This is a genomic window from Paenibacillus xylanilyticus (assembly GCF_009664365.1).
Taxonomy (GTDB): Bacteria; Bacillota; Bacilli; order Paenibacillales; family Paenibacillaceae; genus Paenibacillus; species Paenibacillus xylanilyticus_A.
This window is the reverse complement of record NZ_CP044310.1, coordinates 574370-598479: the sequence shown is the minus strand read 5'-3', so window position 1 is coordinate 598479 and position 24110 is coordinate 574370. Positions and strand designations below refer to the sequence as shown.

The 24110-nt window shown below is 49.2% G+C and carries 18 protein-coding genes; 5 read left to right on the top strand and 13 right to left on the bottom strand.

Annotated elements, in window-relative coordinates; translation table 11 throughout:
- Window positions 1–12: 12 nt before the first annotated feature.
- Both F4V51_RS02800 and F4V51_RS02795 read right to left on the bottom strand, forming a co-directional pair.
- Window positions 13–3213: a DEAD/DEAH box helicase gene (locus F4V51_RS02800; protein ID WP_153976761.1), complete on the bottom strand. Its 3201-nt coding sequence runs from the start codon at window positions 3211–3213 to the stop codon at window positions 13–15.
- Between the two features lie 230 nt (window positions 3214–3443).
- On the bottom strand, window positions 3444–3887 hold the full coding sequence (locus F4V51_RS02795; RefSeq protein WP_162009885.1) for a chemotaxis protein CheW: 444 nt from the start codon (window positions 3885–3887) through the stop codon (window positions 3444–3446).
- A gap of 297 nt (window positions 3888–4184) precedes the next feature.
- Between F4V51_RS02795 and F4V51_RS02790 the strand changes: the two genes are divergently transcribed.
- Entirely contained in the window at window positions 4185–6164 is a 1980-nt protein-coding gene (locus F4V51_RS02790; protein WP_153976759.1) for a methyl-accepting chemotaxis protein, read from the top strand.
- A 347-nt stretch (window positions 6165–6511) separates the two neighbouring features.
- Here the strand turns inward: F4V51_RS02790 and F4V51_RS02785 are convergent, their stop codons facing one another.
- The 6 genes from F4V51_RS02785 to F4V51_RS02760 all read right to left on the bottom strand — a co-directional run bounded on the left by F4V51_RS02785 (window position 6512) and on the right by F4V51_RS02760 (window position 13889).
- Window positions 6512–7459, bottom strand: a complete 948-nt coding sequence (locus F4V51_RS02785) for an aminopeptidase (protein ID WP_153976758.1) — start codon at window positions 7457–7459, stop codon at window positions 6512–6514.
- Window positions 7460–7500: 41 nt separating this feature from the next.
- Complete coding sequence (locus F4V51_RS02780; protein ID WP_153976757.1) at window positions 7501–9468, bottom strand: alpha/beta fold hydrolase; 1968 nt, start codon at window positions 9466–9468, stop codon at window positions 7501–7503.
- A gap of 60 nt (window positions 9469–9528) precedes the next feature.
- Entirely contained in the window at window positions 9529–10149 is a 621-nt protein-coding gene (locus F4V51_RS02775; protein WP_153976756.1) for a TetR/AcrR family transcriptional regulator, read from the bottom strand.
- 406 nt (window positions 10150–10555) lie between these two features.
- The gene (locus F4V51_RS02770) at window positions 10556–11857 is read right to left on the bottom strand and encodes an ABC transporter substrate-binding protein (protein WP_153976755.1); all 1302 of its coding nucleotides are present in this window, start codon (window positions 11855–11857) and stop codon (window positions 10556–10558) included.
- A gap of 313 nt (window positions 11858–12170) precedes the next feature.
- Complete coding sequence (locus F4V51_RS02765; RefSeq protein WP_153976754.1) at window positions 12171–13007, bottom strand: carbohydrate ABC transporter permease; 837 nt, start codon at window positions 13005–13007, stop codon at window positions 12171–12173.
- Window positions 13008–13889: a carbohydrate ABC transporter permease gene (locus F4V51_RS02760; RefSeq protein ID WP_095291842.1), complete on the bottom strand. Its 882-nt coding sequence runs from the start codon at window positions 13887–13889 to the stop codon at window positions 13008–13010.
- Window positions 13890–14032: 143 nt separating this feature from the next.
- Here F4V51_RS02760 and F4V51_RS02755 point away from each other — a divergent pair, with 143 nt between their 5' ends.
- The 3 genes from F4V51_RS02755 to F4V51_RS02745 are packed head-to-tail and all read left to right on the top strand — an operon-like array spanning window position 14033 to window position 17992.
- Window positions 14033–15862, top strand: a complete 1830-nt coding sequence (locus tag F4V51_RS02755) for a cache domain-containing sensor histidine kinase (RefSeq protein WP_153976753.1) — start codon at window positions 14033–14035, stop codon at window positions 15860–15862.
- 5 nt (window positions 15863–15867) lie between these two features.
- Window positions 15868–17502, top strand: coding sequence for a response regulator (locus F4V51_RS02750; RefSeq protein ID WP_153976752.1), 1635 nt, complete (start codon window positions 15868–15870; stop codon window positions 17500–17502).
- A gap of 4 nt (window positions 17503–17506) precedes the next feature.
- Window positions 17507–17992, top strand: a complete 486-nt coding sequence (locus tag F4V51_RS02745) for an AAA family ATPase (protein WP_201281180.1) — start codon at window positions 17507–17509, stop codon at window positions 17990–17992.
- Window positions 17993–17994: 2 nt separating this feature from the next.
- On the opposite strand, the gene F4V51_RS02740 is transcribed toward F4V51_RS02745, so the two are convergent.
- Window positions 17995–18942 carry an arsenic resistance protein gene (locus F4V51_RS02740; protein WP_201281203.1) on the bottom strand — a complete coding sequence of 316 codons (948 nt, stop codon included), beginning with the start codon at window positions 18940–18942 and terminating at the stop codon, window positions 17995–17997.
- A 226-nt stretch (window positions 18943–19168) separates the two neighbouring features.
- Here F4V51_RS02740 and F4V51_RS02735 point away from each other — a divergent pair, with 226 nt between their 5' ends.
- A complete protein-coding gene (locus F4V51_RS02735) occupies window positions 19169–19927 on the top strand; it encodes a tryptophan-rich sensory protein (protein ID WP_153976750.1) in 759 nt (252 codons plus the stop codon).
- Window positions 19928–20036: 109 nt separating this feature from the next.
- Here the strand turns inward: F4V51_RS02735 and F4V51_RS02730 are convergent, their stop codons facing one another.
- The 4 genes from F4V51_RS02730 to F4V51_RS02715 all read right to left on the bottom strand — a co-directional run bounded on the left by F4V51_RS02730 (window position 20037) and on the right by F4V51_RS02715 (window position 23971).
- Window positions 20037–20411 carry a RidA family protein gene (locus F4V51_RS02730; RefSeq protein ID WP_095291831.1) on the bottom strand — a complete coding sequence of 125 codons (375 nt, stop codon included), beginning with the start codon at window positions 20409–20411 and terminating at the stop codon, window positions 20037–20039.
- Window positions 20412–20483: 72 nt separating this feature from the next.
- Window positions 20484–21164 carry an oxidoreductase gene (locus F4V51_RS02725; protein WP_153976749.1) on the bottom strand — a complete coding sequence of 227 codons (681 nt, stop codon included), beginning with the start codon at window positions 21162–21164 and terminating at the stop codon, window positions 20484–20486.
- Between the two features lie 25 nt (window positions 21165–21189).
- Window positions 21190–22350, bottom strand: coding sequence for an MFS transporter (locus F4V51_RS02720; protein ID WP_236146777.1), 1161 nt, complete (start codon window positions 22348–22350; stop codon window positions 21190–21192).
- A gap of 205 nt (window positions 22351–22555) precedes the next feature.
- Window positions 22556–23971, bottom strand: a complete 1416-nt coding sequence (locus F4V51_RS02715; protein ID WP_153976747.1) for a sensor histidine kinase — start codon at window positions 23969–23971, stop codon at window positions 22556–22558.
- Between the last annotated feature and the right edge of the window lie 139 nt (window positions 23972–24110).

Sequence of the window (24110 nt, the reverse complement as noted above, 5' to 3'; positions counted from 1 at the left end):
TATTGGTCAGGCTTATAACCACGTCTCACCCTGTAGTGAGATCAGTCCGCGCAATTCATCGTCCGACATTTCGGTCAGCCAGTTCTCCCCGGAACCAACCACCTGTTCGGAAAGTGCTTTCTTGCTCTCAATTAACTCATCTATGCGTTCCTCGAGCGTACCCTGGCAGATCAGCTTGTGAACCTGCACGTTGCGATTCTGCCCAATTCGGAACACCCGATCCGTTGCCTGATTCTCCACCGCTGGATTCCACCAGCGATCATAGTGAATGACATGGCTGGCACGCGTCAGATTCAGACCTACCCCACCAGCCCGGAGGGATAGAACGAATAGTGAAGGGCCCTCACCCTTTTGGAATGTCTCCACCATCTCGTCCCTCTGTGCCTTGGACACGCCGCCGTGCAGGAAATACGGTTCTTCCTCATAACGCTGCGTCAGGCGCGATACCAACAGCTCGCCCATGGCCACATATTGAGTGAAAATGAGTGCTGATTCTCCGTTGTCACGGATCGCATCAACCAATTCCAGCAAGCGTTCCATTTTACCGGATGCCTCGACTTTCGCATGATCCTTGCGGCTGCTGTCTGCCAGTACCGGATGGTCGCAGATTTGCTTCAGTTTGGTGAGTGACGATAATACAATCCCTTTGCGGGCAATGCCGTTTCGGCCGTCCAATCCACCCATCAGGTCATCCACCACACGTTGATACAGAATCGTCTGCTCCGGTGTCAGTGAGCAGTATGATTTTAGCTCCAGCTTCTCCGGCAGATCCTTGCGGATATCCGGATCGCTTTTGAGCCTGCGCAGCATGAACGGCGAAACAAGCCGGTGAAGCTCCCGCAGGGACGTGCTGTTTTCTTCGGAGGTCCCCATTCCGGTGTATCGCTGGCGGAACGATGAAGCCGTTCCAAGATATCCGGGATTAAGGAATTGGAAAATCGACCACAGCTCGCTCAAACGGTTTTCGACCGGTGTACCAGTCATCGCTATCCGGTGAGGTGCCGATAAGCGCATCACACTTTGCGCCTGCTTGGTACGATAGTTTTTGATATACTGCGCTTCATCAAGGACCACGGTTGACCAGTGCAATGAGGCAAGGTCAGGTCCGTCCCGGCCAGCCAGATGATAGGTCGTCAGCACGATATCATGTGCCTGTGCCTCAGCCTGAAACGCAGTGCCATGAAGCCGCTGTCCCCCATGATGGATGTACAGGGACAGATTTGGCGCGAATCGCTTGAGCTCACGCTGCCAGTTGCCAAGCAGAGAAGTCGGGCAGACGATGAGTGCTGGCAAGTTGACAGCCTCTGCAGGTACAATCTCGCCAGACTCCGATGGATCACCCGAACCATACATTTCATTTTCACGCGCTTCTTCCGCCGCTGCCTGCTGTTCTTCATGTTTCAGGTCCAACAGGCATGTGATCACCTGAACTGTCTTCCCGAGACCCATATCATCCGCGAGGCAAACTCCGAAGCCAAGCTCACGCATCGCAGACAACCATTGATAGCCGCGCTCCTGATATGGCCGGAGTTCCCCATGCAGCTCCGCAGGCACTTGCCGCGGTTCGATACTGCGAAGCACCTGTCCGTCCAGCAGGAAGGAGAGCAGACCTTCGGATTCCGCACCAAAGACGGATAATCCCTTCCAGGCTGCATCCTCGCCTTCCTCTGCAGCCAGATGAAGCCATTCGGATAACGGCATATATTGTTCTTCTTCTTTTTTCATATATCGCAGAACCTGGCGAATCTCCTTCGTGTCGACTTCGATCCATTCGCCGCGGAACATCACATAAGGTACCGAAGCTTCGGCTAACGCAGCAAGCTCCTCTGCAGTAACAGGTTTGCCGTCCAGCATCGGTTCCGCCTTGAAGGCAACCAGTTGTTCCATCCCCAGTGCATTCGGAGCGCCAGGCGCCCGTTCCGTGCCACGATTGAGCATCTGTAAACGCAGACCGGCTCTACGCCTGCCTGCACGACTCCAGCGGGATGGCATAAGCACGGTTATTCCTGCCTTCTGCAAACGCGGCACCGCGTGAGTCAAAAACTCAAAAAAGGACTGCTGCTCCAATTTTATCCCTTCCGGGCGAGGTTGAAGCAGGGCTATTTCCAGTTCAGGTGCCAATTCACTGGCTTGACCGAGGGCCATGAGCAGCTGCTCCGCTGCGGATACGTAGCGCACTTTCCCCCGATCCAGGTCCCGATCCGGATGAGCCCAGATGGTTCGTGCAGGCAATCTCAGACCAGCCTCCTGTGCACTATCTACCCAAAAGGTGATGCCCCACAACGTTTCATGCTCGCCAAGAGGCGGTTCAAGCCGAAGCACCAGCTTCAGTTCCCCTTCGGCAGGGGCAGTTTCCTCACTGCCGATTACGGGCATCCCTGTGCCCCCTGCTTCTCGCAATGTCTCGATCAGCTCTGCCATTTCCTCCGTTGGCCCCTGTACAGTCACGGGACGGAACATCGAGATCAGGCTGTTCCACCACAGTTCGGCTGCTGGAGAAGAACCGCGCCGAAACGGGGTGCGGTATCTTGACAAGTCACTGTCCATCCCTTCCAGTTCTCCTGTTACGACAGCATGAATCATGCCGCTCATGAATGAAAACAGGACAGCAGCACCTGCCTCCTCCCGCGATTCCGGCTCGGAGGAAGCGTATGCACCAGGTGCAGACAAGCCGATTGGCGGCATGGCTTCCGCCAGTTCACGGAAACGCTCCACATCTGCTTCCTGAGACAGACGAGGTCGCCATACCCCTGTCAGCGTTTCTTGTCCCGTCCGTCGCCGCGCCCCCGTCTTGGCAGCAAATTCGGCAGAAGGCGCAATCTCTCCGCGCAGCAGCAGCTCCTGTGTGAACTGTGCTGCTTTTATCCAGTAGCGAATCTCCTCACCTGCCTGAATTCCTGCGGCTTTCAATATGCTGTCATCCCAATGAAGCAGCAGTTTAAATGTATCTTTGGGCGAGATCGCAAGCCCTTCCAGCGTCCGTCCAAGCAATTGGCGCCGCTTCGTACTCTTGGCTTCCGCAGCATTACGCATCGGATTGGGCCAACGCAGCTCCGCAAGGCGAAGAGCGGCAGGCTGAAACAGACGACCTCCGTCGCCAAAATTCAGCCTCCTTACCACGTGGGTCCATGCATCCACACGCGGCTCCGATGTTTCACCGGAAAAACAAAAAAATACGTCACCAAGCCATACTCCATACAGCGATTGCATCATTACAGTCTCCCGTCATCCCTTCGCATTGTTACTCTCCATCATATACGAAAATGCCCGGATTTAAAAACCTTTACGCACAAAAATTGCTTTAGTCATCTCTTGGTACACTCCTGCTACGTTCCTGATCGCTTCAATCCGCATAAAAAAATGTTCCTTCTCCCCTGAATGGGATTAGGAACATTAAGATTGTGTGCAGGTCTTCACCTGCTGCTAAAATGACACCAAACGATTTATTCACCTAAGCTTGTCAGCAGGGCCAACAATACTTCCAGGTTCAAAATTCCCGCCGTATGATCCGGGGCATGTCCAATCTCTTTGAATACACCTGTCATGAAACGCTTATGCTCTTCTGCAGGTTCTTCAAACCGATCGTAGGTCACCACAGAATCCACCGTGTCCACAATTAGAGGCACATACCCTCCTTTATACGGCACGACAATAATACGTGTAGAAGCATCGTCATCTTTATCGGGCATGCCCAGCAGAACCCGCAGACTAACAACGGAAACCACCTTGCCGTACAAAGACCCAAAGCCTCTGATCTCCGGACTGCCGAATGGAACAGTGGTCACGGGAATCATTCTGATAATTTCATGTACTTCCTCAATGCGAAGCGCGAAAAACTGATCTCCAACCGTAAAATTAATGTATTGAACTTGAGCTTCCTCATTCATAGTTGTCCCCATACCCTCTCACTTTTAAAGGTTACTTGGTGTATCGGCTATTTTCCACGAAATATTTAGAGCTTCACTTAATTTAACAAGCTGCTTCATTCTTTCTGAATCCCCCGACACAAGGGTTGGAGATTTCACGGAAAGGTCATTCAACTGAAGAAATATGACTTTCTATTATATAGTTCAATTTTCCTATAAAAACTCTATAAAAACTCGAAAAATGTCGATATACCCTTATAAGTTCTTTTTGAAACTATCTGCTGTAACAACAACCTTACTTAAGAAAAGAGGAATAACATGACGCTTAAAGCCAAAGTCATTGTCATCGTCACCGCCATTTGTATTTTGCTTGCAGCCCCGCTAAGTTACATCGCCCTTCTCGTCATTGAAAAACAAGCTACGGAGTCTGTGGATAACCAACTGCAGAGCACAGTTCAATATGCTGCAGCTGAAGTTAACGGATGGGCCATTGCCCAAGCTAAAGTGATAGAGACACTTGGGAAGGTTATTGAAGATACAGTTCCCTTGAATGAGATCGGAATGGATCATCTGCAGGCTTTCCAACTGCCTTCCAATAAAAAGGATATCGCCACCATCTATTTCGGCCTTGAGGACGGAACCTATATGGATGGAGCAGGCTTTATTCCCGATGCAACTTTCGACGCTCGCGAACGTCCCTGGTACGTGCAAACCAAAGCTTCTAACGAGCTTACATACAGTGATGCTTACGTGACCAAAGCCGGTGTACAGTCCATATTCATTGGGGTGCCTCTCCATGATGCAGACGGGAATTTCCAAGGTGCAATCGCTGAAAATATTGCACTGGATTCCATCAAGGATGAGATTAACTCCATTCAGACGGAGAACGGATTCACCTTTTTGCTGGACCAGGCCGGTGTAGTGCTCTCCCACCCCAATCAGGAGTTGCTAAATACCCCACTTGCGGATCAAAGTGACTATACCGATATTGTGGGCACGATGCTTAAGGAGCCAAGCGGATTATCCGAATATACCTACAATAATGATCGCCAATTAATCTATTATGAGAAAATTCCGAATACCAATTGGATTGTTGCCACATCCATTTCCAAGGCAGCTGCCCTGGCTGAGTTTACGAAGACAAGAACGTTGTATCTGGCCTTTATCGTTGTATTCACTTTGATCTTGGCAGCTCTCGCTTATTTCTTTGCTTTAAAAACGATCAAGCCCCTGCTTGCCATGAAAAACAGTGCCAAGCAGCTGGCAGCCGGAGATCTTACCGTGCAAGTTGCCGTGAAGGGAAAAGACGAAATCGCACAACTGGGTTCGTCATTTAATGAAATGTCTGCTTCACTACGCAGTTTGATCGGACAGGTCGATCAATCGGCACAGCAGGTTCAGGCCTCTTCCCAAACCATGTTCAAAGATGCTTCCGGCAGTAACGAAATTGCCGGGCAGATCTCGACAGTAATCGAGGAGATTGCCAACGGTGCAGGAGAACAAGCTGAATCGATTCAAGCCGGAGCAGAAATGGTGTCCGGAATTAACGGAATCATTGATCAGATAACAGACGAAGCCCGGCAGGCTTCCGAAACGATATTGGACGTTAATCACGCGATGGAGAGCGGCCAAAGTGCAATCGCTCGTCAGTCAGATCTATCCCAGGCAGGACAGGAATCCACCAGTCGGGTCGAAACATCCAATGAGCTGCTGCTTAGCAAAATTGGTGAAATATCCGCCATTACAGGCAGTATTCAGAACATTGCAGCACAGACCAATCTGCTTGCTCTGAATGCATCCATTGAAGCTGCACGTGCAGGAGAACATGGCAGAGGATTCGCCGTTGTTGCAGGGGAAGTGCGTAAGCTTGCCGAACAATCTTCCCACTCCGTTGCTGAGATCGACCAGCTATTGAACGACCTGAATGCAGCAGGCCAGCAAAGCGCAGCCGAACTGGAGCAGTTCCGCCTGAATAGCTCGGCTCAATCGGATTCCATGGCAGAAACATCAGCTTCCTTTGATCTGATTCGTGGGTCCGTAGATGAAATCATACACAAAATCAGCTCGATTACTTCGGGTATGAATGAGATCAAAACAGGTGCTGCCCAAGTATCTGACGTGATTACAGGGCTCGCCGCTGTCGCTGAGGAGAGTGCTGCTTCTACCGAAGAAGCCGCATCTTCCACAATGGAACAATCCCTGTCGATCAGTAATATCTCGGAAGCAGCCAAGGCGTTATCCGATCATGCAGATCGATTGCTGCGTGAAGTCAGTCGTTTCAATACGGAAGATAAATAAGCTCGATATAAAGTAAGCTAACAAATGTAAACTACATCAAAAAGACCAGAGATTGGCTATATGCCAAATCTCTGGTCTTTTTTGCACGAGACACTGTGGATAACTATCCATTTTGGTTAAAGAGCGTGAAATTAACATGAAAAAGATCAAGTTATACCCTATATGTGGATAAGTTGTGCACATATTGCACACAGTTTGTGGATAAATGGGCATGAGTATGTGGATATACAACAATTTGATGTGGACATGTTGTGTACTTGTTTGTAAATCTCACGTAAAAGCTTAACCACCTACTTCATCTATCCCTTGTTGTGGACACACTGTGGATTGCAGCAGTCTTTATCTGATTAATTAACCAGTTCGCCTTGTCTCATAATCAACTTGTCATCAATATAGACATCCGGCTTCTGCACTACTGCATCGATATGCACGCCTGCCGCAATCGTGCCTCCGAAGGTGTTGTTACTGCCAAAGGCAACGTGGATCGTTCCATACACCTTCTCATCTTCCAGAACGACTCCCGTAATTCGCGCCTTATTGTTGGTGCCAATACCAAATTCACCGAGATAACGGCCATCCCCCTCGCCCAGCATCGTCAGCAGCTGTTGTCCATCCGGACCCTCCGCCGAAACCAACCGGCCTTCTTCCACCTTCAAAGTCATCGGTTCACGGAGTGCTCCAATTCCCGCAACAGATCCATCTACGATAATGCTGCCTTCACCTATTCCTTCAACCGGTGCAATGTAGGCCTCCCCTGAAGGCAAATTGCCCGATTCACCAGGGTTCAAATACATCCCTGTGCTGGGTACTCCGCTTCGATCCTTGATGGAGAAAGACAGACTGTGCCCTTCCTTTTCAATCCGTACCTGGCTGCCCTCAGTTAATAAAGCCGTAACCTTCTCGGTCAGTGCCTTCACCTGTGGATATTCGGCTGTAATGGCACCATTCATGAACATATCCTCTGTCATGCCGGGCATGGTGGCGACACGTGTACCTGATGCAGCGGCCTGTTTCCGGGCCTGTGTATGGGTTAAGGAGTATCTTGTCACACATACGGCTACATCGGCTTGGATCATGGCTTGTGCAATTGGTGCGGGCGGTTCTTCCCCGGATCTGCTGCGTTCCGCCATAATCATCAGCACGGATTCCGCTCCAAGTGCTTTCCCCGCTTCATAAATGGATTCTGCAAGTTCCCTTTTGGCATCGTCTGCCACAACCACGAGATTCTCTCCCTCACGCAGTCCCAAGCATTCGATTAATACATTTTTACTGATTTCCACACGCTGCTGATTCATTTCACTAATCTCTCCTGTCATTGGTACAACCCTTTGGATTTCTACACGCTCGGTTCGGCCCATTTGATGAGAATTGCTGCCGTTTCCCGGTATTGAAAGACCGGAAAGTAGTGTCCATAAGGGACGTCGATTCGTTTACACTGTGGATTCAACTCCTCAGGGTAGTGATAGTCCGTATCCTCGCCAGCCCATACCACCAATGTACTATTGGCAATGTCTGCCCGATTCCACGTGCTTCCCCCAGAAGTGAAGGTGCTGCCTTTTATTTTGCCGGAGTAAATCCATCGTAGCAAGTCGGCATGTGCTCCCGCTATTCGGGGGGACTGCAAACTGGACCTGATTCTTCCAGCCAGTTCAGGTGCCGCAATGCTTCCTTCTGCTTCAGTGCTATGAGTGTTTAACATGTGCTGCCAGCTTTTTTCCGACCTTCGGCTGAGGAGGGTACGCATTATTCCTCTTGGCAAGCGGGAAATCCATCGCAGCATGTTTGGATTCGTATTGTGAGCAACGGGCTGAAGCAAGCCAAGGCGTATATCCGTTCGTCCGCTGCGCTGCAACGCCGCGGATGCAATCGCCGCACCTATGGAGTGGCCTACTAGCTTCATCGGACCTTCAAACGTGCCAATGGCCGTAACCAACTCATCCACCTGACCGTCAAAGGCCTCCTGCCCTTGATGTACAGCCGAACGTCCGAACCCCGCCAGGTCGACGATCCAAACCGGATTTCCAGTCAGCTGATGGAGCTCTTCGCCCATAGGAAGCATTTCATCCGCACAATTCAGCATGCCATGCACGATCAGCCATGGTTCACCTTCACCCTCCCAGCCAAGTGCTGCCAGGTTCCCTATCCGGGTTCGGGTCCGACCGGAATAGAGATTTTCGTAAGGTTGAAGGCTCAGTCGATAATCCAGATCCGCCGTAACGGACGGAAGCTGCTCCCGGATATCGGGCCATGTTTGACCCATGCGTTTAAATAAATCTTCCGTCTCTTCCACATTCCATATTCTGTCTGTAATAAAGGAAACCGATTCCGCAGGGACACCACTGATCCGCGCCCCTCCTGATCTCATTGCGAATTGCATCCAGGATAAGGGTACAGCCCATTTGGGCTTCGGTACGTCCAGCTGCTTCGCAAGAAGATGAAGAAGTTCATTCATATTGGGACTGGTTTCCTTGCGTGCCAGAAGTGGATAGGTCCCGCCTGTTGGGAACGCCTCTTTGGTCAGGAAGACCAGAGTCCGCCCAACCACATCATTCTCCACTAACGGTAACCAATAAGACGAACCTCCAGGTACAACCGGCATAAGTCTTTTTTGCATCGCCTGGATGAGCAGCCCGATACCACCTGTTTGCTCCGTCTCACCTGTGGGGCGCGGTCCAACGACTGTGCTTGGGTTTACAACAGAAAGTGGATATTGATTTTTTACAGCATGCTCTCGGAGATACAGATCAGCGAGGAACTTCATTTCTTCATATGCACTTTCATTCGGGGCCACCTTGCCAGTGGGTATGTCTTCACCTTTCTCATTACGCAAGCCATAGGGGCTCATGAATCCAACGACGTGAATGAAATGTCTCAGACCTTTAGTCTGCTGAATCTCTTCAGCTAGCCCGGCAACCTCTCGCGCTCCATTCATGAATATCTGTTCCGCCACTTTGCGCCCCAGGGTAACATCCATCGTTCCTCCAGCATGAATAATGACGTCGGCTTCCAGCACGCGCCTGCGATCTGCTGCACTAAGACCGAGTCCCTCCACCGATAAGTCTCCTTGTACAAACGTAATTCTGTTGAAATCCGATATTCCGTATGAAGTCAGGCCTTGCCTGGCTTTGGATTCTGAACGGACAAGCAGCAGCAATTCCAGATGTTCATCGATTAGCTGCTTCACTGCCTCCTTGCCGATAAATCCGGTGCTGCCTGTCATAAAAATAATGGATGCTGCCCCTGAGTCCACCTTATGGGTAAGCATCTGGTCCGTTGTTTTTAAGTATGTAGAATTTACGTTCATTACTCTCTCCTCCTAATTAGAACTACATGGTACTAGTAAAATCCAAAAAAAGAGCTTCGCTTAACGAAGCATCTGACAAAATGTACGTACGGATTGTTCTATAATCCCGGTATCCCGCGCGGTCTCAGCCAGAACCAGCGATCCTTCCAGTGCGGCGACAAACAGCGAAGAAACCGCCCCTGCATCCATGCCTTCACGGAATTCTCCACTGTCCACGCCCTGCTGAAACAGCTTCTCGATCATCGGCTGCAATTCCCGGAAGAATCGGGAGATACTGGCCTTCACGTCGGGCGCACTAGCGGGTGTCTGCATATAGAGCGTTATAAAAGGACAGCTCCCTTCAAAATTGCGCCCTTCAATGCCTGCCGATAACGTGGCTATAAACGAGTTAACGCGCTCTTCCACGCTTCTTTCCCGCTGACTGAGCAATATATATACTTGTGACTCATACTGGGCGATCCAGTATTGTACCACTGCCTGAAGCAGTTCCTCCTTATTTTTAAAATGATAATAAATATTGGACTTGGACACCCCGCTCGCCCGCACAACTTCATCCATGCTGACATAGCTGTATCCCTGACGCAAAAATAACTGCGCTGCCACTTCGACCGCCTTGGTCCGGTTGACCGGATTGGCACTTCTCGGTTTGGCAGAACCTGAACTTGATCTTTGATTTGTCATATTTAGAACTATATAGTACTAACTAATTCATTGCAAATTTCTTTTTGCAGAATAGGACACGAGCTATGACTTATACACAGGTCTCATCCATATGTAGACACTTATGCACAAAGGATATCCACATATAGTATTCAGTGCTGGGTAAGAGTTTTAGTTTAACGTATGGTAATCATTGTTGTTATCCACAATTCGAAAGATAGATAGCCATGTTATCCTTTCCGAATGGTTCTCAAAATAAAAAATAGGCCAACCAGAACGATATTCTGGCTGACCTATTGAATGAGTCATGGTAATGGATTGTCGAACAGGATTAGATGGCCTGTGGATATTGTTTTCTGTGGATAACATTTAGTGATACTGGTCCATCTCTTATCTGCACTTACGTATAAACGTCATTCTGGGATTTTTACTTTTTCAGACTATCCCAGTTTTGCTGCAGGGCATCAAGCAATCCGGCTTTATCCGATTTGCCTGCCACATATGCCTGGATGGTGCTGCCGTATTCCTGTGGAACACCTTCCGGGAAGCGGTTGAAGTTCCAGCTTAACGTTTTGTTTTCCTGACTGTACTTCATAATCTCTGTTGCCAGATCGCCCAGATCCTCTTCCGAGGCCTGAATGGAGCTGAACGCCGGGATAAATTTGAACTCTTTGGTCATGTACTGTTTCCCGATATCGGATGTTACGAGCCATTCCAGGAATTCCTTCGCTTCCGGCTTCACTTGCGAGTTTTTGTTTACAACCCAATAGTTAGGTACGCCTACAAACAATTTGTCATTCGGTTCATTCGTAATTGGCATTGGCAGCATACCGAGATTCAGGTCGGGATTGATTCCATCAATCTGCACTTGAGTCCAGTTCCCTTGCTGCATCATCGCTGCTTCCCCGCTTGCAAACAGGGTTACCTGTGTATTGTAGTCGGTAGTAAGCGGGTTTTTGTTGCTGTATTTCAGCGTTAAATCGAGCAGGTTCATCCAGTCTGTGAACACTTGGTTGCCCGGGATTTTCTCTGTACCTTCGTTAAGGCCTTGAATGAATTTTACCGGATCTGCCTGATTCGCAAATGCAACGTTTACGTTATGATTGCCAAGCACCCACCACTCCTGATATCCGTTCGAAAATGGTGTAATGCCGGCTGCCTGAAGTTTCTGAGCTGCCTGATCCAACTGTTCCAATGTTGTTGGAATTTCAGTAATGCCTGCCTTTTCAAAAAGGTCTTTGTTATAAATGAATCCGTATCCTTCCAGTGCCAGCGGCTGTCCATAGAGTTTACCGTCTTTGGTCATTGGCTCTTTGGCTACTTCAAGCACGTCCTTTGTCCAAGCTTCACCTGACAGGTCTTCCAGATACTCAAGCCAAGTGTCCAATTCGCGGTATCCGCCCACGTTGAAAATGTCCGGTTGTTCGCCTGCAGCAAACTTGGCTTTCAGTGCTGCACCGTAGTCACTGCCGCCACCAACTGTCTGAATGTCCAGCTTGATGCCTGGATGCGAGGATTCATACTCTGCCTTAAGGCGGTTAAGCGCTTCCGCAATTTCGACTTTGAATTGAAAGATTTTGATGGTTTTGTCCCCTGCGGCAGCGTCTCCTCCGCCCGTTTGAGCATCCGTATTGACCGGACTGCCGCTTTTGTCCCCGTTGCCACAACCTGCGAGCATTACCGAAAAAGCAATCAGCATGAGCAACGTCAACTTTGTCATTCTTTTCATACATACACTCTCCCTATAGTAGTTTCTGTTTGGCAGCTTCCTTACTCTTCATTTCATAATCTTCTCTTCTCGACCCTTGTCTTTCTAGCTTTTCTTACTTACGCTTGCCTCCGAGAAGGTGCCCAAGCCATGCGGGCGCCTTCTCCTCCGCTCCACCTCCATGCGAGGTGGAGCGGAGGGAGCATGATGCGACGGAGAAGCGAAGCGTTCGCCTTTGATACCCGGTGGCTTCCTTGTCTCAATTCATCCTGGCCACCGGGGAGCAACAGCGATCGAAGGCGCTACATGATCCCGGAGCGACCTACTCTCGCACCTACCCCTTAACTGATCCAGCGGTAATGCCTTGAATAATGTACTTCTGCATCAGCAGGAAGAAGATAATGATTGGCATGATGCCCAGCACCAGGGCAGGCAGTGCCAGATCCCATTGCTTCGTATATTGACCGAATAGCGCAAAGGTCGCAATCGGGATCGTACGCAGGTTAGAGCTTTGCAAGATTAGGGACGGAAGCAGATAGTCATTCCAGATCCAGAGTGTGTTCAGGATAATAACCGTGACATACATCGGCTTCATCAGCGGGAATACAATCCGGAAGAATACCCCGTATACGGAGCTGCCATCCACCCGGGCGGCTTCTTCAATCTCAACCGGGACCGATTTAACGAACCCGTGGAACAGGAACACCGACATGGGTGCACCAAATCCGAGATAACAGATGATTAAACCACCCAGACTGTCGATCAGCCCAAGATTACTGGTTACCGTAACGAGCGGAATCATGATAGACTGGAACGGAATCACCATGGCGGCAATGAACATGCCGAACAGAATCCGGTTGAAGCGGGTATCACTGCGGACCATCCGGTATGCAGCCATGGAGCTGATCAGTACAAGCAGCAGGTTGCTGATCACTGTAACGATAAGCGAGTTCATCAGTGCCGAAGGGAATTTGATTTTCTCCCAGGCGTTTGCATAGTTGCCCCATTGAAAGACTTCAGGCCATGCTGCCGAATTGGTAAGCAGGTCACCGAATGTTTTGACCGAATTGACAAACAGGAAGTAGAACGGAACCAGGAACAGCAGTCCAATCAGTACCATGATGATCTCGGTTATGATCGTACTGAAGCGGTAGTTTTTCGTCGTTTCCATCTATGCCTCTACCTCCTTGCTCTTCGTCAGACGGACTTGAATCATTGTAATGATCGCAACGATTACGAAGAAAATGAGTGCTTTTGCCGTACCAATGCCGTAACGGTTATTCACGAATGCCTCGTTGTAAATGTTGAGTGCAACGGACTCCGTTGATCCAAACGGTCCACCTTTGGTCAGTGACAGATTGAGATCAAACATTTTGAATGACCAGGAGATCGCCAGGAAGAGACAGATCGTTACCCCAGGCATAATGAGCGGTAGAATGATGCTCCGCAGTACCTGCCAGCGGCTTGCTCCATCAATTTCAGCAGCTTCCAGCAGATCCGGCGACACATTGGTCAGGGACGAGATGTAGATGACCATCAGATAGCCTGCGGTCTGCCAGACAAATACAATGACGATTCCCCAGAAGGCGGTCGGCTCGTCTCCCAGCCAAGGGAGGTTGAAGAAGGACCAGCCGGTCACGTCGCCAACTGCTGAAAACCCTTTCACAAATATGAACTGCCAGATAAAGCCGAGCAACAGTCCACCAATCACGTTAGGCATAAAAAAGATCGTGCGCAGAATGTTTCTCGTCTTAAGCGGTTTGGTCAGGAAGTACGCCAGGAAAAAACCGATGATATTGGTTAATACTACACCGACCACCGTAAAACGTACCGTGAACCAGAACGCTGTTTGGAACTTGGGATCATTCGCAAAAATATGAATAAAGTTGTCGAACCCTACCCAATTGATATTCTCTGACACCCCGTTCCAATCTGTAAAGGAGTAATACATTCCCAGCAGGAAAGGGACCACGATGATGAGAATAAAGAACACGATGGAGGGACCCACGAACACCAGCTGCTGTAACAGCTGCGAAGATTTGCGATGCTTCATATCGTTCTCCCCTTCTATAGATGGATGGAATTGGTCTCTTTTTCTATTAAACCCCAATATTCCGGTTGGAAACACTGACCCTCGTGAACAGTTGGGTGTAAAATATTGTCCTCTCTTATCCTGCAACCAGAAGGGGTGTCCCAATGTCAAAATACTACAGCATTCGCACCAAGTTAATCGCTTTCATGCTCATAGCCACCACACTTCCCCTGCTGGCTTCCATCAGCATGACATTCATCCAGACCAAAACAGCCCTGCGCGAGCAGGCCGTTGCCGAGAACAAACGTCTGATCTATCAGGCATCCACCAACCTCAACAACTATGTGGATAATGTGGCCCGAGCATCACTTGCCGTATACAGCGACCCTAATTTTCTACGAAATTTGGCAAAAATCCCTGGGGATTATCGCGCTGTTGCCGAGGTGTATACAACGCTGCAGACCATTCGCTCAGCTGTACCGGATGTGTTCCAGCTCTATTTGCACTCGTTTGCAGCCAATCAATCTACCTTAATTATGAGCCCTTTTCCAAAGCGGGAGGAACGCAAACAGGCCTATTCCGACGCGCTCCATGGAAAAACAGGTGGTGAGAGCCCCGATATATGGGTAGAATCGGCACATATGAGTCATACTTACGGCTTCAAGGCAGCTTCCGCCGATGATCCTGCACGAACAGTCATTACATTACATCGTGTAATCAAGGATGTTCCATCGACAGAGCGTCTGGGGGTGCTCGCTATTGACCTGAACATGAATACCATTGCGGCCATCTGCAGCAGGCTGTACGATCCGGAGAAGGAACAAATCTATGTCGTGGATGGTCAGAACCAAATCATATACCAAGGTCGTTCCGAGATCAGTGGAACAGATCAATTAAGGCAGGAAGCATCCAGGGAGCTGGATGCAGCACGGACCGGAACAGGAACAAGCAACACCGCTGCAGGACATTTTGAACAAGAGCATTCCATGTATGTCTATCAACAAATGGGCAGCACCTTTGCCGACTGGACCATCATCAAACAAATTCCGAATGAGACGCTATATGCCAGAGCCACCACCCTGACATGGAATAATGCCATGATTGCCATTGCTGCGCTCCTGCTCGTTATCGTGGCTACCCTGTTCATCTCGATCCGCATTACCGGACCACTCAAGCAATTAATGCGGTACATGAATCAGATTCAGGCGGGACGTCTGCATGTGGACATTCGGCTTAAGAGCCAGGATGAGATTGGAGTACTGGCACGTCATTTCCGGGATATGATGGATACGGTAAACAACCTGATTTTGCGAGAATACCGACTGGAGATTGCCAACAAAACCAACCAGCTCAAAGCATTGCAGGCACAGATCCATCCACATTTTCTATACAATACGCTGCAGTCCATAGGCACACTCGCCCTCCAGCATCAAGGGCAGCGGGTGTACGTGCTCCTCTCTTCCCTCTCCAAAATGCTGCGCTACAGCATGCGGGACCAAACTCGTGTCACCTTGCGAGAGGAAGCCGAGCATGCAAGGTTGTATCTGGAGCTTCAACAGGAGCGGTTTGGCGACCGCCTTGAGGTACAGCTTGATTTTGCCGAAGATACGTTGCGCACCGAGCTGCCGAGAATGACCCTGCAGCCATTGATTGAAAATTATTTCAAGCATGGTGCGGATGTTCAGCCGGGTAAAGGATTCATTCGCATAAGCAGTCGCAGGACATCTGACCACTGGATTGAAATTCAACTGGAGAATAACGGACCTCCCATACCAGAGGAGAAGTTGTCCGAGATTCAGGGATGGCTAAGTCTGATTCACACCTCTTCCGGACTTGCCGCTCAGGATTCCGACCTATCGGAATCCATCGGCCTACGGAATGTGATGCGCAGGCTCCAACTAAACTCACCGCCGGAGCATACGGCTACGCTGGAGATCAGCAACCTGGAACCACACGGTGTCATGATTAAGCTCAACATTTACGCAGGGGAGTGAACAGCATGAAAGCACTTATTGTTGATGATGAAAAGCACGTCCGCGACGCGATCCGGCTGCTCGGGCATTGGGATAACCTGGGGATAGATACCCTCCTTGAAGCCGCAGACGGCCATGAAGCAGCAGCAGCGATCTCCGCCCACCAACCGGAGATTGTTCTTAGTGACATGCGCATGCCCGGTCAGGATGGCATGGCCCTGCTGGAATGGATATCGGTTCACGCTCCGCAGAGCAAGGTACTGGTTATCAGTGGGTATGATGATTTTGAGCTTGTCCGGCATGCGATTCGCTACGGGGGCATGGATTATCTGCTCAAGCCCGTAGAAGCGGATGAGCTGAATGCTTCCCTATCCAAAGCTGTGAGCGCCTGGCAGGAAGAAGAATCCGCCCGTATGCAGGCAGCACGCCAGTCCATTGTGGTTAACCGCATGCGACCCCACTATCATGACAGGCTGCTGACAGAGCTTGTGGCTGGACGCGGCAATGGTCAAGCTCAGATTCAGCGGCTGCGGGACGAGCTGAATCTTCCGGTGAAGGCTGGAAATTGCAATATTGCTGTCACCAGCCTGTCCCATCTGGACGCAGAATGTCTGGCCAAATACCGCAGTCATCCCGATCTGCTTGTATTCTCCGTTCTGAATATTTGCGCAGAGATGTTATCCACACCTGAGGAAGGCGTAGCATTCCGCCACTTGGATCAGCCTGATGAGATCGTCATATTGCACTGGGGAAGCTGTACTGCTCTTCGCCCCTTGCTTGAGAAGATAAACGATGGATTGCAGCAAACCATTCAGCGTCGGCTTCACTTTGGTGTCTCCGCGTGCGAAGCCTATCCTTCCGGAACTGCAGCTGCCTATCAGGAAGCCAGTCTCCGGTTATGGAGGCGCAATACGCTCCAGAACGCTCAAAGATTCCATGATTCTCTGGAGACTTCCTCAGGGAGTAATAAAGGGTTACGTTTAAATGCTTATGAAGAATCCATGCGGCTTGCCTCGATGAGTGGACGTGCTTCCAGTGTAACCACTGCTGTGGCAGAGTGGATCGAGCCCATAACGCAGCTTCAGATCATCTCCGCCGAACAGGTTCATCAATGGATGGAAGAGCTGGAATGGATCCTTGGGCGTTGGCTTGATGATGCAGCAGACTCTCCGCCTGCAAGCGATGAGGATGCAGTGGAGGAACAGTCTATCCCCTTTGCGGAATTACCACTGGACTCCGAAGGACTGCTGTCCTTGCCTCTGCTTCGGTCACTGCTGGAACAGCGACTGCTGGCAGCGGGAAAAGCTCTTACTTTTCAACCTAATACCCTTTCTGATCCGATGACGGATATTGCGCGCTACACCGATGCCCATTATCAAGAGGATCTGTCCCTGCAGCAGATCGCGGCACGGTTCTATCTCAGCCGAGAGTATATATCTCGCAAATTCAAACAGCAGTTCGGTTTAAACTGGTCCGAATATCTGGGGAGACTGCGAATCAACAATGCCAAACTGCTCCTCCAGAATCCTTCTCTGCGAATCGTAAAAATTTCAGAAATGGTGGGATACCAGGACGAGAAGTACTTCAGCAAAGTGTTTAAAAAGATGGAAGGCTTAACCCCCGGAGAATATCGTAAAACGTTAACGGAGGCGAATACCTAGCAAAATGAAAAGGCTAATTTTGATTACAGGAATGTCTGGTACGGGAAAGTCAACAGCTTTGGCCGAACTGGCCAGAAAAGGGTATCGTGTGGTAGACACCGATTATGGGGAATGGAGCGAACACACAGATAGCACCGGTTGGTTATGGAACGAAGAACGGATCACGGCACTTCTTGCAGGGCATAACGAAGGAGCGCTATTTATTTCAGGTACAGTTTCTAACCAGGGCAAATTTTACCCCCTGTTTGATGCAATTGTCTTATTAAGTGCACCACTTGAAGTTATCTTGGAACGAATATCTTCCCGTGAGAATAATCCTTACGGGAAGACCTTGGCTGAACGGGAAGAGATCATTCATTATGTGCATACGGTAGAGCCACTGCTGCGTGCCGGATCTACGTTTGAGATCGACACGCGCAGATCCATTGAGGAAGTGACCGACGAGCTTGAGCGTATAGCTGCCTCACCTTGTAAGCGAAGCACAACCTAATCTCATTTATCTCTTATGAAAAATGAAGGCACCAAACGGATGTAGATCAACTCTCCCGCTAATTCGACAATGGTTTGGGTTACGATGGCCGCAGCAGCTATTGTAGCCCATTCTTCCGGGAGTGCAAGCGCCAGCGGCAGCACGACGAGTGAATTCCGGGTCGCCGAGCTGAAGATCAGCGCACGTCCGGCACCGATGTCCAATCGGAACAGAATGGCCACCAAGCGGGACAGAAATGGCATCAATATTAAAAAAGATACATATACAGGTATGGCATTCACGACCATTGCAAAGTCTGAGTACACCTTGCCAATCTGCGACGCAACCACCACAATTAACGCCAGTGCCATCATCGGAACTGGCAGCCAGGCAGCTGCATCCATCAGCTTTTCCCCAACCGCTCTCCCCCTCGACCACACTTGAGTAAGGATTGCCAGGATTAATGGTATAACAATAAGAACCAGGAATGCTTCTACGAACGGTCCCACTTTCATCAGCTGGGCTGCCTCTTCCCCGGTCAGTAACCACAAATACAATGGCAGTAATACCATTTGCACCACGAACAAGATTGGCGTTACAGCCAGCATAAGCTTTTCATTCCCACGTCCAAGCTGGGTAAAAACAATGACATAATCGATACATGGGGTTAGCAGCACCAGGTACACGCCGATGAGAACCGCAGGCGATTGTGGGAATATCCACGTCAGCAGCGATACGATCACAGGTACAACGACAAAATTGGCTGTTAGAACAGCACCGATAAACCCGAGATTGGATAAGGATTGTTTCAACTGCAAAAAAGGAATCTGTGTAAACATGCTGTACAGCAAAATGGCCAGCACGGGTGAAACTGTGTGATGCAAAGCCGATCCCCATTCAGCGTTTCCCAGGCCAATGGCTGCACCAACAAGCAGTGCAACGATATAGAACCAGGTTTGCTGCTTCTCCATGGTCTCTCTTGTAAGCACACTTCAACCTCCTTATTTGGGGCATATTCTTCTTTCATTACGCGTACATTGGACAGTGCATGGATCAAGGAGCAGCAAATACGGGTCATCCATCATGCATCCTGTGAATTTTTTGCGGCCTCTTATTAGAATGTGTAAGAATTGGGTATATTCATTGTAGACTGACCCGCGGTTCATTTATTCTTTTGTAAACCAAGGAGGATGTACAATGTCTCGTAACAATCCGTACAAATGGTTAAATGCGATTGGCTTTATCGCAGTTATTGTTGTAAACTACCTGTCGAATTCTCTACCCATCGGCGGGAGGACCAACAAGGAAGTATCCGATATGTATCCCGTGCTGCTTACACCTTCAGGGTACGCCTTCTCCATCTGGGGATTGATCTATCTTTTGCTTGCTGGCTTCGTAGTTTATCAGTTTCTTCCTTCATCGTGGAAAAGGGATTCCATCACCCGGCTTGGTTACTGGTTTCTGGCAAGCTGCGTCTTTAACGTAGCTTGGATCTTCGCTTTTCAAAATCTTCAGACAGGCCTCGCCCTGCTTATTATTGTATTGCTTCTGCTGTGCCTGATCATGCTGTATCTCAAAACGCGTGCCATCACCCTCCCAACAACAGCGGAGATTTGGCTGGTTAAACTGCCATTCAGCATCTATCTTGGATGGGTCAGCGTGGCGACCATTATTAATGCAGCTGTTTTATTATACAAAATTGGCTGGGACGGTTTCGGTATCAGCGAACCTACCTGGACGATCATCATGCTGATTGTAGGTCTTGTGCTGGCTGTATTCGTGAGCTTCCCTTATCGGGACAGCATCTACCCGCTTGTATTTACGTGGGCATACATTGCCATCGCACTTAAGCAAAAAGACGTTTCCTCCGTTTATTATACGGCGATTATCCTTGCAATCTTGCTTGCGATCTATGCCGTATATCTCTTCTTTGCCCGTAACCAAGACCGTGATTAAGCGGAAAGAGTCCATTGTAAACGTCGTCGTTGAAAAAAGCCGATTCCGGTCAACTCATTCGGAATCGGCTTTTTATGTATTCTAACACTCGGAGAAGGGTGCTCCTGTTCTATTTCAGGGCGATAACTTCGATCTCCACAAGAGCATCCTTCGGCAAACGAGCTACTTCAACCGCACTGCGTGCCGGGTAAGGCTGTTCGAAAAATGTGCTGTATACCTCATTCACAGGAACAAAATCATTCATGTCTTTCAGGAATACAGTCGTTTTTACGACTTTATCCATGCTTGTGCCTGCCGCTTCCAATATTGCTTTTACATTACTTAAGGACAAGCGGGTCTGTTCCTGAACATCTGCGCCGAACTCTCCCGTTTGGGGATTCAGGCCAAGCTGACCGGATGTGTAGACGAAATCGCCTGCAGCAACAGCCTGGCTGTATGGACCGATCGCACCTGGAGCCTGATCTGTAGAAATTGGTTTTTTCATGGGCTGGTTCTCCTTCATGTTCTCAAGTTTTGAAGCTTATTATACCATGATCCTCTCCTGCCAAGAAACATCTCAGGAATTCTCTGTTCCAAGTGCATGAATCACTTCATTGGAGTAGACATGGTTGCCTTTGGCTCTAACAAGCGCAATATTAATCATAGCCCTGGCGATGGTGGAAGCATGTATTGCCCGGTACTTGGCAGCTTTCCCCTTCATCCAGCGATCCATGAACGTCATCAGGCGGGCGGCAAGCTGTTCTCCAACACGCTTTTCTCCGCGGTCACCCAGAATCAGAGAGGGTCTAAAGATATGCAGAGATCGGAAACCAACCGAGGATAAAGCCTCCTCCATCTCCCCTTTGGTTCGACTATAAAACACTCGCGAGCCCGCATTCGCCCCCATGGAGGAAATCACCAGCATCTGGGACACCCCTTGCTCATGTGCAAGTTTGGCCGCCTCTATCGGATAGTGAAGATCGACCTTGCGAAATTGTTCCTGACTGCCTGCTTTTTTGATCGTCGTGCCCAGACAGCAGTATAAGTCATCCATAGGGTAAAACAAATTCCTGGCGTCTCCCAGTTGATCCCAATCCACCACATACTGTTCAAGCTTGGGATGATCAAGGTCCAGTCGCTTCCTGACCAGAATACGAACTAATCCATATTCCGGTTGCCGAAGCAAACGATGTACGAGCAGGCTGCCCACCAGACCTGTGGCCCCGATCACAAGTGCCTTTCGCCCGCTAATTTCCATACTCATCCCTCCATTTCATCTGTGATTACGATCTCAGAAGTACACGGCGTCCCAGCGTAAAAGCAAGAATCAGCATGGTAACACCAATACCTACCTGAAACCCATAGGTAGCCATCCAGGTTAGCGCCTCCGGCCATTCTTCCATTTTCTCATACAACCAACCGCCAATCAGCGGTCCGAGGAACGACGTTACCCCTGTTAAGGCTGAGTAAACAGCGACGAACATCGGTCTTTCACTTTTGGGTGTATCTCCGATCGTGAAGTTGAAGGCCAACTGGTTAAATCCTCCGACACCGATACCAAGAAAGATATGAGACAAAAAGAGCGCGATCAAAACAGGCATAAATGACATCAAACCCCAGGACAGACAAGAGAGTGCGATGATTGGCAATGTCCAAAATAATAAGGTTTTGTTGCTGAATCGTGCGTTCAGATTACCCCAAATATAGAATCCGGCCATCATGACGATGGTCTGCACCACCGTAATGAGAGAAACCATCTGATAATTAATGTTAAGCAAGTCAAGCATTACATACGAATACAGCGGAACGATCAGAGTCTGAATCCATAACCAAACCGCCAGAAATAGGGCAGCCTTCAGAAAAGACCGATCCTGAAATGGCTTCTTCAGCATCCGCCAGAAAACCGTCTCGGTCGAACGTTCAAAAGGAACATCCGGATAAAAGAAATAGATAACGATATTCGCTATCGCACAGATCCATACCGGAATAAACAGAATCAGGAAGCCCGTCTCGCCCGGGAAACGGTCCAAAACGATACCTCCCACAAACAAGCATACGCTTCCAAGTGCATTCAGGATTGTATTCCGAATGCCGAAATAACGTCCCCTCACTTTGGCATGTACGATGTCCCCAATAAGAGAGGTCCAGATCATGCCCCCGATGGTATTAGCTATGAATGCAACCGTGTACATTCCAATATAAACGCCTACCCACCACTCTTTGGGGAAGAGGAAGGGAATTAATCCGGTAGCGCTCCACAAGATGCGATGCAACCCAACGAATAACAGCAGCATGCGTTTCCGGCTGCGAATACGCTGCATCCAGAAGGCTGCTCCAATCTGGGCGATATTCACAAACGTGGTGATGGCGAGTACAAAACCGATGTGTCTTGACCCCGCCCCAAGGTACAGCAGAAATCCCGTTAAGAATGGTCCACCCAGCAATGTTTGCAATATAATTGCCGGTACACCCTCCCATGTTGCGATCGATAAGTTGATACGTTGTGTCGAACCCTTGCGACGTTTGCCTGCAAACGAGGGAGGGTTAACCTTGACCATCTTCTGTATGGGGATACACTCCTTAGACCGGGCTGTGACGACCGGTCGATGCTAGTTATCACCACAAATTCTACTCACAGCAAGATGGTTGTCAACTCATTTTTTCATGGTTTAAGGGAAGGTAAAGCCTGAAGGTACTTCCCTCGCCTTCAACACTTTCAAGCTGAATTGAACCGTCCAGCAAACGCGCCAAATCCCGGCTGATGGACAGGCCAAGTCCCGTGCCGCCAAATTTGCGGCTGATCGATCCATCGGCTTGTTGGAAAGCTTCAAAAATGGAATGGTGCTTATCTGCAGGAATGCCGATTCCGGTGTCTTTGACCGAGAAAACCAGCCATTTTCCCGAACGTTCAGGCTCGTCCACTTGTTCGGTGCTTACCGTCAATTGTACGGCTCCCTTATGCGTAAACTTGATGGCATTGGACATCAGATTACGCAGAATTTGCTGCACACGCTGTGGGTCAGACCACATGGTCTCCGGTGCGTCTGGAGATTTCTCCATCAGCAGCTGAATTCCTTTTTTCTCAGCCACCAACTGGAAGTGACTCATGACATCTTCAACGAGCTGCGACACACTAATATCCTCATATACGATATCAAGGCGCCCAGCCTCCACTTTTGACAAATCCAGAATATCGTTAATCAACGTAAGTAACTCCTGGCCGGATTGGTCGATCATCGCTGCAAACCGAGCAATATCCTCCGGGTCCATCGTATCGCTGTTTTCACTAATCATCTGTGCAAAGTTAATCACACTGTTCAGCGGTGTCCGCAGCTCATGCGACATGTTGGCAAGAAATTCGGATTTGTACTGCGATGCCAGCATCAACTGCTTGGCTCGCTCTTCCAGTACAATTTTGGCCCTCTGCAGCTCTTCCTTCTGCACAGACAATAAGCGGTTGGTACTTTGGATAAGCAGAATCCGATTCTGTTCATTCTGAAAGTCCCGCAGGATAAAAGCAAAAATAAGACTAAGTAAGATTCCGGTAGGAAGCGTGTAGGGCATAATATGGGAGAAGAAATACGTTGGAGGAAAGACGCCAAGCAGGGCAATATTGATACTGTTGACGATATTAACAATCACAATAACCAGTACACCCTTGATAACGAGTCTATAGTCACTGCGTCTCATCCATATATTTAACCCAGCACATACCACACCAAGGATGGTCATGTTACCCAGACCCGCAAGCGTAGCTTCATTAATACCAAATGTCAATCGGCTCAAGCCGATCCCAGCACCAATAATAATTAAACTATAGGACTGCCTGAAGGTCAGAACAGCAATGATTAATGGAACAAAGCGGAGGTCAAAGATCACTTCATCGGTTAACTGAAAGCCGAATACCGTACTAATCCAACCCGCGAAAATAAGAACCAGTACGGAGCTCCATTGTTTAAATCTGGAGGATGTACGTATCACAATGTATTTATAGAACACACTAGCCAGATAGGCTATAGTGATGAGCATCCCCATATTTAATACGAACATCTTAGAAAATTGCATTCACTCACTCCTGTTGCCCCGATTTTGTTCGTAGACACACCATTTGTCCGTATGTATTTCTATCATATCATGCCCACACAGCCTTCGACATTCCTGGCACATCAAAAAAATACACAAAAATACACAAATCCGGATTCAA

What these genes read in the sequence shown, in the direction of transcription:
- F4V51_RS02800 (WP_153976761.1), bottom strand. Translation starts at nt 3,213, where the DNA reads ATGATGCAATCGCTGTATGGAGTATGGCTTGGTGACGTATTTTTTTGT.
- F4V51_RS02795 (WP_162009885.1), bottom strand. Translation starts at nt 3,887, where the DNA reads ATGAATGAGGAAGCTCAAGTTCAATACATTAATTTTACGGTTGGAGAT.
- F4V51_RS02790 (WP_153976759.1), top strand. Translation starts at nt 4,185, where the DNA reads ATGACGCTTAAAGCCAAAGTCATTGTCATCGTCACCGCCATTTGTATT.
- F4V51_RS02785 (WP_153976758.1), bottom strand. Translation starts at nt 7,459, where the DNA reads ATGAATCAGCAGCGTGTGGAAATCAGTAAAAATGTATTAATCGAATGC.
- F4V51_RS02780 (WP_153976757.1), bottom strand. Translation starts at nt 9,468, where the DNA reads ATGAACGTAAATTCTACATACTTAAAAACAACGGACCAGATGCTTACC.
- F4V51_RS02775 (WP_153976756.1), bottom strand. Translation starts at nt 10,149, where the DNA reads ATGACAAATCAAAGATCAAGTTCAGGTTCTGCCAAACCGAGAAGTGCC.
- F4V51_RS02770 (WP_153976755.1), bottom strand. Translation starts at nt 11,857, where the DNA reads ATGAAAAGAATGACAAAGTTGACGTTGCTCATGCTGATTGCTTTTTCG.
- F4V51_RS02765 (WP_153976754.1), bottom strand. Translation starts at nt 13,007, where the DNA reads ATGGAAACGACGAAAAACTACCGCTTCAGTACGATCATAACCGAGATC.
- F4V51_RS02760 (WP_095291842.1), bottom strand. Translation starts at nt 13,889, where the DNA reads ATGAAGCATCGCAAATCTTCGCAGCTGTTACAGCAGCTGGTGTTCGTG.
- F4V51_RS02755 (WP_153976753.1), top strand. Translation starts at nt 14,033, where the DNA reads ATGTCAAAATACTACAGCATTCGCACCAAGTTAATCGCTTTCATGCTC.
- F4V51_RS02750 (WP_153976752.1), top strand. Translation starts at nt 15,868, where the DNA reads ATGAAAGCACTTATTGTTGATGATGAAAAGCACGTCCGCGACGCGATC.
- F4V51_RS02745 (WP_201281180.1), top strand. Translation starts at nt 17,507, where the DNA reads ATGAAAAGGCTAATTTTGATTACAGGAATGTCTGGTACGGGAAAGTCA.
- F4V51_RS02740 (WP_201281203.1), bottom strand. Translation starts at nt 18,942, where the DNA reads ATGGAGAAGCAGCAAACCTGGTTCTATATCGTTGCACTGCTTGTTGGT.
- F4V51_RS02735 (WP_153976750.1), top strand. Translation starts at nt 19,169, where the DNA reads ATGTCTCGTAACAATCCGTACAAATGGTTAAATGCGATTGGCTTTATC.
- F4V51_RS02730 (WP_095291831.1), bottom strand. Translation starts at nt 20,411, where the DNA reads ATGAAAAAACCAATTTCTACAGATCAGGCTCCAGGTGCGATCGGTCCA.
- F4V51_RS02725 (WP_153976749.1), bottom strand. Translation starts at nt 21,164, where the DNA reads ATGGAAATTAGCGGGCGAAAGGCACTTGTGATCGGGGCCACAGGTCTG.
- F4V51_RS02715 (WP_153976747.1), bottom strand. Translation starts at nt 23,971, where the DNA reads ATGCAATTTTCTAAGATGTTCGTATTAAATATGGGGATGCTCATCACT.